Source organism: Pandoraea pneumonica (assembly GCF_902459645.1).
GTDB classification, from domain to species: domain Bacteria; phylum Pseudomonadota; class Gammaproteobacteria; order Burkholderiales; family Burkholderiaceae; genus Pandoraea; species Pandoraea pneumonica.
In genome coordinates, this window is the sequence record NZ_CABPSK010000003.1 from 602,125 (window position 1) to 615,268 (window position 13,144).

Consider the following 13,144-nt stretch of genomic DNA (forward strand, 5'->3'; position numbering starts at 1 on the left):
CCGTCACCACGGCAACGCGCCCGCGACGTCGAAGAACCCGCCGTTGACCGGCCCGCGCTCGCCCAGCGCCAGCATCACCACGCTGCGCGCCCCGTCTTCCACGCTCTGCTTGCCGCGTTTGCCGTTCAGGTCGGTCGCCGTGTAGCCCGGGTCGACCGAGTTCACCGTGATCGCCGTCTCGCGCAGGGTGTGCGAGAGCTGCACGGTCAGCATGTTGAGCGCCGCCTTCGACGCGTTGTACCCAATCAGCTTGAACGCCGCATGCTCCCACGCCGGATCGCCGTTGTAGGCGAGCGAGCCCAAGCCGCTCGACACGTTGACGATGCGCGCGGCGTCCGAGCGCGACAGCCACGGCAGCATGGCTTGCGTCACCCGCAACGTGCCGAAGAAGTTGGTCGCAAACACCCGCTCGACGGCCTCGATGGAGGCCCGCTCAGGCACGTCGTCACGCGGATCGGTAATGCCCGCGTTGTTCACCAGCACGTCGAGCCGCCCGTGATAGCGCCCAATGCGGTAGGCCGCCGCATGCAGTGTCTCGGGCTTGAGCAGGTCGATGACCAGCGTCTCTGCCTGAAACCCCGCCTTGCGCAGCGGTGCCACCACTTCCTCACCCTTGGCCTCGTCGCGTGCCCCCACGACCACCGTCATGCCCGCCTCGGCGAGCGCACGTGCCACTTCCTGCCCAATGCCCTTGGTCGCGCCCGTCACCAGTGCCACCCGTCCCAGATGGCTTTCGGCGTCCGCTCGCACTGCTTTGTCGATTGCGTCCCGTTTCATCACTGCTCCCGTCGTCGTACCTGTTGTTCTGCGCCCAGCCGCACGCAAATTTGTTAGCATCGAGTTTATGAAGAATCCTTCAGTTTTTCTATTCGCATATGAAACCTGACATCCGAGGGGTCTCCGGGCCCCGTAAATCGCCGCAGCAGGCGCGTTCGCGCGTGACGATCGACGCGATTTTCGAGGCGGCCCTTCAGGTTTTGCTGCTCGATGGCGGGCGTCAGCTCACCACCACTCGGGTGGCCGAGCGCGCGGGGGTGTCGGTCGGCACCCTCTATCAGTACTTCCAGAACAAGCAGGTGCTGCTCTATGCCGTGCTCGAGCGGCATATCGATCGCATCGTCTGTACGGTGGAGAAGACCTGTCAGGATTCGCACGGCTTGCCGATTGAGGCGATGGCCCGGGCGCTGGCCGACGCCTACGTCGGCGCGAAGATGACGGATATCGAGGAAGCGCAGGCGCTGTACCGTTTGTCGGAAGATTTGGACGGGCGCGAGGTGTTCTCCTGCGCCAGCGAACGGATGCACGCGGCGGTCGCCGCCATGCTAGATACCGCGCAGGACGGGCGTTTCGACGATACGAGCACGGTCGCGTTCGTGTTCCTGAACTCGATGACGGGGCCGATCAAGGCGATTCTCGAAAACCGCACCCCGCCGAATACCACCTGCGACAAGCTGGCCGCCCACATTGCCGATCAGATCGCCACGATGTGCGCGGCTTATCTGCATCGCGTGGCGCTTCCTAGCTCACCTTCCAGCGCCTCGCTCAGCGCACCAGTTAAACCTTAAGTTCACGCGTCATCATGACCGTCGCCCGGAACTGGTAAAATGCGCGGTTGTGTTTGCCTACAATCCCACGGTAATCGAAATGAATTACGAACAGGCCCGCTTTAACATGATCGAGCAGCAGATCCGTCCTTGGGACGTGCTCGATCAGCAGGTGCTCAATCTGTTGACGGTGGTCAAGCGCGAAGACTTCGTGCCGGCGCCCTACCGCAACCTCGCATTCACCGATGTGAAGATCCCGCTGCGCGACGCCGCCATCGGCAACGACAGCCAGTTCATGCTGGAGCCGCGTGTCGAAGCGCGCATTCTGCAAGCGCTCGCGCCGAAGAAGAACGAGAACGTGCTGGAAATCGGCACGGGTTCGGGCTACATGGCCGCGCTGCTCGCCTATAACGCGCACCACGTGACGACCGTCGAATTCGACGCCAACCTGGCGCAAGCCGCCCAGCAGACGCTGCGTGCAAATGGCGTGACGAATGTGGAAGTGGTCAACGCCGACGGCGCGCAAGGCTGGAGCGCCGCCGCCCCGTACGACGTGATCGCCATCTCGGGCGCGCTGGCGGAACTGCCGCAAGCCTTCCTCGCGCAACTGAAGGTCGGTGGCCGTCTGGCTGCCTTCGTGGGCGGTTCGCCGGTCATGGAAGCGCAGCTGATCACGCGTCTGTCGGAAAACGAATACCGCACCGAAAACCTGTTCGAGACGCAAGTGGCCTATCTGGTCGCGCCGCAACCGTCGAGCTTCAAGTTCTGAGCCCGGCGCCCGGGTGTGTGCTGCCGCCAACTGACGGCGGCGCGCCCCGGAATGCCGTGTGCGGACCAGCCCCGCGGGGGATCAATGAGGACTGGCCGCCATCTATACGACATACGTTCATCATGCAAAACATTACACCGGCGCAATTGGCCCAGTGGCTCGCGGATGGGGACCGCAGCCAACCCACGCTACTCGACGTGCGTGAGGATTGGGAAGTGCAGACCTGCCACATTGCGCAGAGCAAGAATGTGCCGCTCGGCGACGTGCCGGCCCGTCTGAACGAACTCGACGCCGAAGGCCCCATCGTGTGCATTTGCCATCACGGCATGCGCAGCGCCCGCGCGGCGATGTTTTTGGAACAACAAGGTTTTACCCAGCTTTTCAATCTCGACGGTGGTATCGATGCCTGGGCTCGCCAGGTCGACCCGTCGATGCCGACTTACTGAGCCAGGGCCATGCGCCCCCCGAGGCTCGCCGCGCATCCGCGCGCGGCCAAGCGTGCGCCTGCCCTGCGCGCGGCGTTTGCAATGCCTGTCGTCTTCGCGACGATGTGCTTTGCCGCCGCGCCCGCCAGCGCCACCGATCTTCTCCAGCTCTACGGGGAAGCCCAAACCCGCGACGCGCTGATCGCCAGCGCCCGGTCGGCCTATCTCGCGAACGTGGAAGCGCTGCCCCAGGCACGCGCCGGGCTGCTGCCACAAGTGGTCGCGCGCTGGAGCACCGTCAACACGCACTACGGTTCCGGGAATATCTCGAACACGTTCGGTAGCAGCGGCTATAGCCTCGCGCTCACGCAGCCGATCTTCCACTGGGATAGCTGGCAGACGTATCAACAAGGCAAGCTCACGGTGGCGGCCGCCGAGGCGTCGTTCGCCCAGGCAGAGCAAGATCTGATTCTTCGCGTGGCCACGGCGTACTTCGACGTGCTTGCCGCGCAGGACGATCTCGCGCTCGCGGGCACGCACAAACAGGCGATTGCCGAGCAACTCGCCGCAGCCAAACGTAATTTCGAAGTCGGCAACGCGACCATCGTTGATGCGAACGAAGCGCAAGCCAGTTTCGATCAGGCCACGGCGCAGGAAATCGCCGCGCAGAACACGCTCGACGTTCGCCGCGCCGCCTTCGCTCGCATTGTGGGCCATCAAGTCGGTTCGCTCGCGACGCTGCGCGCCGGGGCCACGCTCCCGTCGCCGCAACCGAACAATGTCGCGGACTGGGTCGCGCAAGCCGAGCAAGCCAACTACGGCGTGCAATTGCAAACGCTCACGCTGGAGACGGCACGACGCGAGACGTCGAAGGCGAAATCGGGCTACATGCCGTCGGTAGATCTGGTCGCTAGCGGCGCGCACTCGAACGTGGGCAACGCCAACAGTCTGCTGTCGTCGGCCATGTCGAGCCCGTCGAGCCAAGGCTCAGGGCCTAGCTCCGCAGGCCAGATTGGCATCCAGATCAGCATTCCGATCTTCTCCGGCGGCTCGGTGCAAAGCAAACTGCGTCAGACACTCGCGCTCGAAGACAAAGCGCAAAGCGATCTCGACGACGCACGCCGCCTCGCCGTGCTCGGCGCTCGGACGTCGTATCTGGGGGTATCGAGTGGATTGGCGCAGGTGAAGGCGCTTGAGGCTGCCGAGCAATCGGCACAATCGTCGGTGGCGTCGAACAAGCTCGGCTATCAGGTCGGCATTCGTATCAACGCCGACGTGCTCAACGCAGAAGACAAACTCTTCACGACCCGCCGCGATCTCGCCAAAGCCCGCTACAGCACGCTGCTCTCCAGCCTTCAGTTGAAAGCTAGCGCGGCAACGCTGGTCGATACGGACCTGCAATTGCTCAATGCGCTGCTGACGGAAAACCCGGACGCTTCTGCGGCGATGGCCGGTGCTCGGGAGGCGTCACCCGCGAATGCTGGGGCTGGGTTGCCTGAACGAGGCGTGCGGCCCGGGACTTCTGCGCCGTTGCGACGCTAACTGCAACCCCGGTTCGTCCCTTCTCCGGGACGGACCGGCATACGCATGCGGTGCCGCTTAAGCCACCGCCGCTTCCAGCCAACGGCCCAAAGCACCCACCGTTCGGCCCGTTGCGCCCTGATGCTGTCGTGCGAATAACGTTGCGGCAGTACGCATCGCCAGCCGACGGTCATCGTTGACCAACAAGTCGGCCAGCGATGTCGCCAGTTCGCTCGCATCGCTCACCCGTCGCGCAGCACCCGCCGCCAACGCGTTTTCGCTCGCCTGCGTGAAGTTGAACATGTGCGGGCCGAAAATCACCGGCGTACCTGCCGCACACGCCTCGATCAAATTCTGCCCGCCCAACGGCAACAAACTGCCCCCGATGAAGGCCATGTCCGCCGCGGAAAAATACGCCGCCATCTCGCCCATCGAGTCGCCCAATACCACCTCGACGTCGGCAGGCAACGGGGCACCGTCATCCGGCCACGCACTGCGCCGCACGTAATTCAGCCTGAACTTCTCGAGCATCGCCGCGACTTCGTCGAACCGTTGCGGATGACGGGGCACCAACACCAACAACGCCCGCCGACCTTCGTCGGACGCCGCCGCCAGCATGGCTCGCGCCTGCAACACCTGGGCTTCTTCACCGTCGCGCGTACTGGCCGCCAACCACACCTTGCGGTTGCCAAAGCGTTCACGCCACTGCTTACCCAGCATCAGGAGCGCGGGCGGTGGCGTCATGTCGAATTTCAAATTGCCCAGCACGTCGACGTCGTGCGCACCCAGCATGCGCAGTCGCTCTGCGTCGGCATCGCTCTGCGCCAGCACCCGCGTGAAGCCGCCGAACACCGGACGTGTCGCGTCGCCAAACTTGGCCGCACGTTTGAATGAACGCGCCGACATACGTGCATTCGCCAGCACCAACGGCACGCCCTGTTCGCGGCACGTGAAGATCAAATTCGGCCAGACCTCGGTCTCCATCACCACACCGACGCTCGGCCGCCACTGCTTCAAGAACCGGCGAATCGATCCGACCATGTCGTACGGCAAATAGCACCGCAACACCCGATCGCCAAACAAGCCCTCGCCCGTGGCGCGGCCCGTGGGCGTCATGTGCGTGAGCAGCACGCCGTGCGATGGATATTTCTCCAACAAGGCTTCGATCAGCGGTTGCGCGGCGCGCGTCTCGCCAACGGAGACGGCATGCACCCAGATCAGCGGGCGGCCGGTGTACGGCGGCGCATCGTAGAAGCCGAAACGCTCGCCAATATGACGGCGATACCCCGGCTCGAATCGGCCACGCCACCACAGACGAATGACCGCCAGCGGGGCCACGATCCACCACAACGCACCATAGACGAGACGCAGCAGCATCAGATGAGCGTCCGGTCGGTAAGGCGTTGCAATACCGCCAGCGGCGAGCACTCGGGGTGCACCATCGCTTCGGCGGGCAGGAAGAAGGTCTGCTCCATCATGAACTGCCCCGACATCACGGCGTGCGACGTTTGGTCGGAGAAGCAAATCCACACGCTGCCCGGTGGGAACGGCATGGTCTGCTGATCGGCATCGTGCTGATACGTCATGTCGGCCTTCATGCCGTCGTGCAAATTCAGCATGATGTGGTCGTAACCGCTGCGCGGACGCTTGGTAATGCCCAACGCATTTTGCAGCCACGCCGAACCCGGCCACTGCGTGGGCACCTTCGGCAAGAAGCGCTTGGCCACGTCTTCGAACGGCTCACCCACACGCCATACGCGCGGCTGCCCTGCCGGGTTGATATTCGTGAACACGCGCAAGATGCGCTCGCCGTAGTTCGGTCGCGACGGGAACGCGTCGACGTGCAAACGGCTATCATCCTTGCGCCACGAGGTCTGGCGCGTCTCGACCTGATGCAGCCGCAGACTCGTCGGCGCAGCACGCAGCTTGCCGCGATACTCGGGCAGCAAACCGTCGATCAGGCTGCATGCCTGCGTGTAGTAACGCTTCACGAGTTCGTGCACGGCACGTTGCGTGGCCTCATCGGCGGCGACGCCCACGAGGACGTCGGTCTTCGGATCGAGGCTGATGTTCTTGCGCTTCGGATCGGCGATGGCCGGATCGAGCAGACGTTTTTCATCCGCACCGATGGCAAAGGCCAGATGCGGGAAATACAGCACTTTGCCCGCTTCGACGTCGGCCACGAGCGTCTCGCGCGGCAGCGACAACTCGCCGCCCTGCCAATTGCCCGACTCGACGGTCACGATCTGACTGCTCGCCTGCGCGGCGCCCTCGGGATTCGCTGGATTCGCGGTACGTCCCGCGTTCGCTGCGTTCGTTGGGTTCGTTTGGCTCATGCGTTTCGATCCTCCCCTGAATGCCCCGATGCGGCGACGCCAGTCAATGGCGCGACCGGCAATAGCGGCGCGAACTCGCGCACGGTATCGCGCACCTGAGCGAGCGTGGGTTTGTGCTCGGCGTCGCCGAGATTGACGATGTGCGGCGACCAGAACCCTCCGGTGCGCCACGCCGTGCTGAAATTGTATAGCTCGATCGTGGGACGGTTCAGCGCTGCGGCAATATGTACCAAACCGGTATCCACGCCGACGGTAATCGCCCCGCGATCGATCAGCCCGACCACCTGCGACAAATTCATCTTCGGCGGCACCCAGGCGTGCTCGCCCAATGCCGCCGCCAATCGTTCAGACACCACGCTCTCGGCTGCACTGCCCCACGGCAGCACGATCAGCAGGCCCTGCCCCACGAGATCGCGTCCCAGCGCAATCCAATCGTCTTCGGGCCACGTCTTGTCGTCGCGCGACGTCGCGTGCACGAACACGGCATACGGACGGTCCGGACATTGGCTGTGGTCGGCACGCTCGGTTGCAATACCGAAGTCGATATCGCCCGGCACCTTGAAACCCAGCGCCTGGGCCACGAGCAAGCGCGAGCGCGTCACCACGTGCGTATGCGGCTCGATGCGCACCATGTGCTGATAGAGCAGCCGCACCGGCCATTCGTAGCTGGCACCCTCGGTGCGGTTGCCCAGCCCCCACACCGCGCCGCGTGCCGTACGCGCAATCCAGCCGGTTTTCACCAGCCCTTGCGTGTCGATCACGTAGTCGTACGGGGTCTCGCGCAACGCACGACGGAACGCACCGATTTCCTGCCACGTTTGGGCGGCAAACGGCTTCTTGCGCCAGCGGCGCAAAGCAAAGGGAATAACTCGGCGCACACCGCGCACGAGTTTCACGAGATCAACGAAGCCCTCTTCCACAACCCAGTCGATCTGGGCATCGGGATAGTGACGCAGGATGTCCTGCACCACGGGCATGTTGTGAACGACGTCGCCGAGCGACGAAACTTTGACGATCAGAACCTGCAACCGAACGCTCCGGCGGTTCGGCCGGGCCTCGTGAGCAAAACCGCGATTTTACCCCGACACGGCCCGCCAATCATGGCTTCGGTAACGGTTTGGTATGGGGTTCGGTATGGGGTTGAGTACGAGGTGCTATACGGCGTCGGGCCCGGCGTCACCGCTTGGCGGCGAGCACCGGGCCCGAAAGTCCCGCGAAACCCCGTTAGAACGGCAGCTTGGCGTCCGGCTTCACTGCCAGAATGGCCGCGCGGAAATCGTCCTGAATACGCTTGATGGCGGCTTCGCTATCGGCTTCGAAACGCAGCACGACCACCGGCGTGGTGTTTGAGGAACGCGCCAGGCCAAAGCCGTCGGGGTATTCCACGCGCACGCCGTCGATCTTCACAATCTCCTGCGCCCCTTCGAACTTGGCGGTCTCGCGCAGCTTGTCGATCAGCGCGAAGTTCTCGCCTTCGGCCAGCGGGATTTGCAGCTCAGGCGTGGAGATCGAGTTCGGCAGCGCATTGAGCACCGCGCTCGGATCGGCCGATTTCGACAGAATTTCGAGCAGACGTGCGCCCGTGTACAGGCCGTCGTCGAAACCGTACCAGCGGTCCTTGAAGAACACGTGACCGCTCATTTCGCCAGCGAGCGGTGCGCCCGTTTCCTTGAGCTTGGCCTTGACCAGCGAATGCCCGGTCTTCCACATGAGCGGCTCGCCGCCATGCTCACGCACCCAGCTCGCGAGATTACGCGTGCACTTCACGTCGTAAATGATCTTCTCGCCCGGGTTGCGGCTCAGCACCTCGGCGGCAAACAGCATCAATTGGCGATCCGGATAAATGATCTGGCCGTCCTTCGTGACCACGCCCAGACGGTCGCCGTCGCCATCGAACGCCAGACCGATTTCGGCGTCGGTGGTCTGGAGGGTGCGGATCAGGTCCTGAAGGTTCTCAGGATGTGCCGGGTCCGGGTGATGGTTCGGGAATGTGCCGTCGACGTCGCAGAACAGTTCGATCACGTCGCAACCAAGCGCGTGGAACAGCGCCGGCGCGTACGCCCCGGCCACGCCATTCCCGCAATCGACCGCAATCTTCATCGGACGCGCCAGATGCACGTCGTTCGAAATACGCGAGCGATACGACTCGCCGATCTCGTCGGCCGTGTAAGTGCCCTGGCCAGTCTCGAAGTCCTGCTGCTCGATGAGCTTCGCCAGGCCTTGAATGGCATCGCCGTAGATGGCGCGGCCGCGCAGCACCATCTTGAAACCGTTGTAGTCCGGCGGGTTATGGCTGCCGGTGACCATGATGCCCGAGTCGACGACGCGCCCGTGCAGGGTCACGTTCGTTGCGAAATAAACCATCGGGGTGACGACGACGCCGATGTCGACCACGTCGACGCCGGCAGCGCGCAGGCCGTCGGACAGCGCACCGACCAGCTCAGGGCCGGACAGACGGCCGTCACGGCCGACAACGACGGCGTTGCCGCCTTCGCGACGCAGCGCCGTGCCGAAAGCGCGACCGATCAGGTGCGCGACGTTGGCATCGAGTGTCTTGCCGACGATGCCGCGAATGTCGTATGCCTTGAAAATCGCAGGCGAAACTTGCGTGGTTTGCGTCATGGGAAAGGGTCTCTCGGAAACGAGGGGAAATGAGTACCGAATACGAATGCCTGATGCGCAGACTTAAGCGCGGCGTGTCGGAGCACGCTCGCCATGCTGCCGTATCAAGAAAAGCCCGCCACGAAGGCAGGCCGGGCACGGCGACATTACGCTAAAATTATACGGGACTTCGCTGCGCTGCGGCACGCCCGCGAAACCCTTGTCAGCGAGTGCCTACAATCGCCCGGCGAACCGTACCGGCTCACGATGACAAGCGAGTGAAGTCTCCCAGCACCGGCCTCTCAAGGCCGGTTTTGCTTATTTCGACAACGAGTGAGCCGCGCGCCCGCCCACATGCCTTACCGGACCATCATTCGCAACATCCTCTGGATGCTGACCGAGCGCGGCGCGCAAATCGTCGGCGGCATTGTGGTCTCCGGCCTCCTCGCCCGCAGTCTCGGTGCCGCGCAGTTCGGCCTGTTTCAATACGCGCAATCGCTGGTATTTCTCGCCGCCTCGCTCACGCTGCTATGCGGCAGCGAGGTCGTCGTACCCCGGCTCGTCGGCAAACCCGAAGCCGAGCAGCGCACGGTCATCGCCCACGCCTTCATGCTGCGGCTGGCCGCCGCTGCCGTGGCCTACGCCGCGCTCGCCATCTACGTCATCGCGTTTGCGGACTCCGAACTGATGGCCGCCGCCCTCTGGCTCGGCGTCGCGCTCTGGTTTCGCGAGCCGGTCGGCATCGTCATCGCCTGGTTGCAAGCGCGCACGTACAACCGGCCCAGCGTCACGGCCAATCTGTGCGCGCTCGGTGCAAAACTCGCCCTCGTGGCGGTGTTGTTCGTCACGCATGCAGGCATCGTCGCGTTTGCCGTCGTCTACGCCATCGAAGCCATCGTCGCCGCAGCCCTGTTGGCCCGCTATTACTTCCGGCACTCGCCCGCGACACCGGTCGTTTGGCGACGCGATCTGTTGCGTGAATTGCTCACCAGCGGCCTGACGTTCTGGGGCGGATTGATGCTGATGATGCTCTTCAAGCGCATCGATCAACTGGTGCTCAAACCCATCATTCCGCTAGCGGAACTTGGCGCTTACGCCGCCGCGATGCAAATCACGGAGAACTTCGTTCTCGTCGCGCCGATCATCGCAAATTCGCTGGCCCCGCAATTGATCTTTCAGGCGAACGACAACACACAGGCGCGGCGCAATACCGTGCGCGCCGTATGGCTCATGGTCGCCGCCGGGGCAAGCCTCGCCGTCCCCATTGCCATCCTCGCGCCGTGGATCGTGCACTTGATTTACGGGGCGGGGTTTGCCGAATCGGCGCAGATTCTGCGCGTCTCGGCGCTCATGGGCATTTTGGTGTTTGCCGATGCCGCACTCAACCTGACGCTGATCCGACGCGGTGCAGGCCGTTGGGTCGTCGCCAAATGGCTATGCGCGGCCGTGATCGCGTTCGTGGTGGTGCGTAGTTTCGCGCCGCAAATCGGGGCCATGGCGGGTGCACTGGGGTATGGCGCGGGTTACGCCGCCGCCCTGGCGCTCGGTATCTGGCTGCTGCGACGGGACTGACGCGATGCCTCCTACCACGTCAGCCATGCCCGCCACGCGCCCCCAAACGATCTGCCTGTTTACCGGCACGCTGGCCGCTTTCGCCGGTGCCGAGCGCGCCACCGCTACGCTGGCGAATGCGCTCGCCGCGCGCGGACACCGCGTGCACGTGCTGTCCCTGTGGGGCCATACGCCCGTGTTTGCGTTGGCACCCGAAGTCCGGCATCACGCGTTGTTCGCCGAACGGGTGGCGTTCAAGCACCACTATTTGCCGATCGTTCGTGACGTCAGGCGATTTGTGAAAGCCCACGGCATCGACGTGATGATCGACGTCGACCCGATGCTCGCGCTCTACACGCTCCCGGCGACGTTAGGCCTGCCGATACGGCGAATCGCTTGGGAACACAGCACCTACGCCAGCGACCTCGGCCGCCGCGCACGCCGTTGGGCGCGGGCGTTGGCCGCACGCCGCTACGACGCCGTGGTGGTACTCACCGATGCGGACCGCGACGCCTGGCAGGCCCACCACCCGCACGCGCGGGCGCAGTTCGTGACGTTGCCGAATCCGCTGGGGATTGCTGCCCCGGCCGAACCGCCGTCTCACGACGGCGCGCGCTGCGTGCTCGCCGTCGGGCGATTGGTGCCGGAGAAGGGATTCGACCGGCTGATCGCCGCCTGGGCCCAAATCGTCACTGACAGCACCGCTAACGTCACCACTGACGCCGCCACTGAAATCGCCCTCAATATCACCGCCAGCGGTGGGGACGCCACCCCTGTCACGGGATGGCAAGTCCGCATTGTTGGCGATGGCCCGTTGCGCGACGCGCTGCGCTCGCAGGCGCAGGCGCTCGGCGTGGGCGACACCGTGCAGTTGCTCCCCGCCGTGGCAGATATCGCGCAGCACTACGCGCAAGCCGCGATTTACTGTCTGCCGTCGCGACGTGAAAGCTTCGGCCTCGTGTTGCTCGAAGCCCAGGCGTACGCACTGCCGATCGCAGCATTTGCCGCCGACGCCGGGCCGCGAGCGCTGCTGCACGACGGTATCGACAGCCTGATCGCTGCCGACGGCGACATCGATGCACTGAGCGCCGCCCTGCGCCGCCTGATCGACGATGCGCCACTGCGCAGCCGGTTGGGTTTGGCCGGTTATCAGCATGCACAACGCTTCCGTCCCGACGCCATCGCGGCGCGCTGGGAGACGTTATGGCAGCCATCGACGGCAAGCGCCGAGGCTACGTCATGAAGATCGTTTTGTTCGTCACCGGCTTGCAATTGGGCGGCGCGGAAACGCAAGTGGCCGATCTCGCCCGTGGTTTTCTCGCGCAGGGGCACGAGGTCGTCATGATCTCGCTGACCGGCGAGTGCGCCGTGCGGCTGCCCGATTCGCCGCGTTTCTCGCTGATTGAATTGCGCGCCAACAAAACGCCGTGGTCGCTCGCCGCTGCCTTGGCGCAATTCGCGTCGCATATCCGGCGCTTGCGGCCCGACGTCGTGCACGCGCACATGGTGCATGCCAACCTGCTTGCGCGCGTGGCTCGGTTATTCGTATCGATGCCGGTGCTCGTCACCAGCGCGCACAGCCGCAATGAAGGTGGACGGGCCCGCATGCTCGCCTACCGGCTCACCGACCGACTCACCGACCTGACGACGAATGTCAGCGACGACGCCGTGGCCGCTTTCGTCGCCCAAGGCGCAGCCCCCGCGTCGCGCATCGTCAGCATGCCCAACGGCATCGACACGCAACGCTATCGGCCCGATGCCGCCAATCGCGCGGCGCTGCGTGCGTCGCTGCCCGCATCGCTCGCGCCGTCTGCCGATGGGCACGGCGCGGTGCCTATCGTGCTTGCTGCGGGGCGTCTGGTCGACGCGAAGGACTACCCCACGCTGTTAGACGCCTTCGCGAACGTGCACCGCGAGATGCCCGACGCCCGCTTGTTCGTCGCCGGAGACGGTCCATTGCGCGCCGCCTTGCAGGCACGTGTCGACGCTCTGAACCTGGCGCAGACCGTCACGCTGCTCGGCCGTCGCGACGATGTTGCCGACTGGATGCGCGCCGCCGATGTCTACGCCATGTCGTCGGCCTGGGAGGGCCTGCCGCTCGTGATCGGCGAAGCCATGGCCAGCGCGCTGCCGGTGGTTTCGACCGACTGCGGCGGTGTGCGCGAATTGCTTGGCGCGCACGACGGGAATGCCTTGGTTCCCGTCGGCAACGCCCAGGCCCTGGGCGATGCCATTCTCCAAACGCTGCGCCTGCGCCAGCACACCCCCGATGCGCTGAACGCCATCGGCGCCACCAACCGCGAGCGCATCGTCACCCATTACTCGCTCGACGCCGTCGTGGCGCGCTGGCTCGATTGCTATGCGCAGCTCGCCGTGCGAACCGCCTCAACCTACTGA

At 64.6% G+C, this 13,144-nt stretch carries 12 protein-coding genes; 7 read left to right on the plus strand and 5 right to left on the minus strand.

Annotated elements, in window-relative coordinates:
- Positions 1–3: 3 nt before the first annotated feature.
- Positions 4–777: an SDR family NAD(P)-dependent oxidoreductase gene (locus PPN31114_RS18305; RefSeq protein ID WP_150680910.1), complete on the minus strand. Its 774-nt coding sequence runs from the start codon at positions 775–777 to the stop codon at positions 4–6.
- 161 nt (positions 778–938) lie between these two features.
- Between PPN31114_RS18305 and PPN31114_RS18310 the strand changes: the two genes are divergently transcribed.
- The 4 genes from PPN31114_RS18310 (at position 939) to PPN31114_RS18325 (ending at position 4,280) form a co-directional block, all read left to right on the plus strand.
- On the plus strand, positions 939–1,565 hold the full coding sequence (locus PPN31114_RS18310; RefSeq protein ID WP_174988187.1) for a TetR/AcrR family transcriptional regulator: 627 nt from the start codon (positions 939–941) through the stop codon (positions 1,563–1,565).
- Between the two features lie 79 nt (positions 1,566–1,644).
- Positions 1,645–2,313, plus strand: coding sequence for a protein-L-isoaspartate O-methyltransferase family protein (locus PPN31114_RS18315; RefSeq protein ID WP_150680912.1), 669 nt, complete (start codon positions 1,645–1,647; stop codon positions 2,311–2,313).
- Positions 2,314–2,435: 122 nt separating this feature from the next.
- The gene (locus PPN31114_RS18320; protein ID WP_150680913.1) at positions 2,436–2,759 is read left to right on the plus strand and encodes a rhodanese-like domain-containing protein; all 324 of its coding nucleotides are present in this window, start codon (positions 2,436–2,438) and stop codon (positions 2,757–2,759) included.
- Between the two features lie 9 nt (positions 2,760–2,768).
- Positions 2,769–4,280 (plus strand): TolC family outer membrane protein, encoded by a 1,512-nt coding sequence (locus PPN31114_RS18325; RefSeq protein ID WP_246182628.1) that lies wholly within the window; start codon positions 2,769–2,771, stop codon positions 4,278–4,280.
- 57 nt (positions 4,281–4,337) lie between these two features.
- Here PPN31114_RS18325 and waaA read toward each other — a convergent pair whose 3' ends face one another.
- The 4 genes from waaA to PPN31114_RS18345 form a co-directional block, all read right to left on the minus strand.
- Positions 4,338–5,633: a lipid IV(A) 3-deoxy-D-manno-octulosonic acid transferase gene (gene waaA / locus PPN31114_RS18330; RefSeq protein WP_150681148.1), complete on the minus strand. Its 1,296-nt coding sequence runs from the start codon at positions 5,631–5,633 to the stop codon at positions 4,338–4,340.
- Positions 5,634–5,635: 2 nt separating this feature from the next.
- Positions 5,636–6,595, minus strand: coding sequence for a Kdo hydroxylase KdoO (gene kdoO, locus PPN31114_RS18335; RefSeq protein WP_246182629.1), 960 nt, complete (start codon positions 6,593–6,595; stop codon positions 5,636–5,638).
- Entirely contained in the window at positions 6,592–7,623 is a 1,032-nt protein-coding gene (waaC, locus tag PPN31114_RS18340) for a lipopolysaccharide heptosyltransferase I (RefSeq protein WP_281350992.1), read from the minus strand. The genes kdoO and waaC overlap by 4 nt, the downstream gene beginning before the upstream one ends.
- A 196-nt stretch (positions 7,624–7,819) precedes the next feature.
- Positions 7,820–9,217 (minus strand): phosphomannomutase/phosphoglucomutase, encoded by a 1,398-nt coding sequence (locus PPN31114_RS18345; protein WP_150680914.1) that lies wholly within the window; start codon positions 9,215–9,217, stop codon positions 7,820–7,822.
- Positions 9,218–9,550: 333 nt separating this feature from the next.
- Here PPN31114_RS18345 and PPN31114_RS18350 point away from each other — a divergent pair, with 333 nt between their 5' ends.
- Genes PPN31114_RS18350 through PPN31114_RS18360 form a run of 3 tightly spaced genes read left to right on the plus strand, consistent with a single transcriptional unit; the run spans position 9,551 to position 13,144 of the window.
- Entirely contained in the window at positions 9,551–10,768 is a 1,218-nt protein-coding gene (locus PPN31114_RS18350) for an oligosaccharide flippase family protein (RefSeq protein ID WP_150680915.1), read from the plus strand.
- Between the two features lie 4 nt (positions 10,769–10,772).
- Positions 10,773–11,990, plus strand: coding sequence for a glycosyltransferase family 4 protein (locus PPN31114_RS18355; protein WP_246182630.1), 1,218 nt, complete (start codon positions 10,773–10,775; stop codon positions 11,988–11,990).
- Complete coding sequence (locus PPN31114_RS18360; protein WP_150680916.1) at positions 11,951–13,144, plus strand: glycosyltransferase; 1,194 nt, start codon at positions 11,951–11,953, stop codon at positions 13,142–13,144. The genes PPN31114_RS18355 and PPN31114_RS18360 overlap by 40 nt, the downstream gene beginning before the upstream one ends.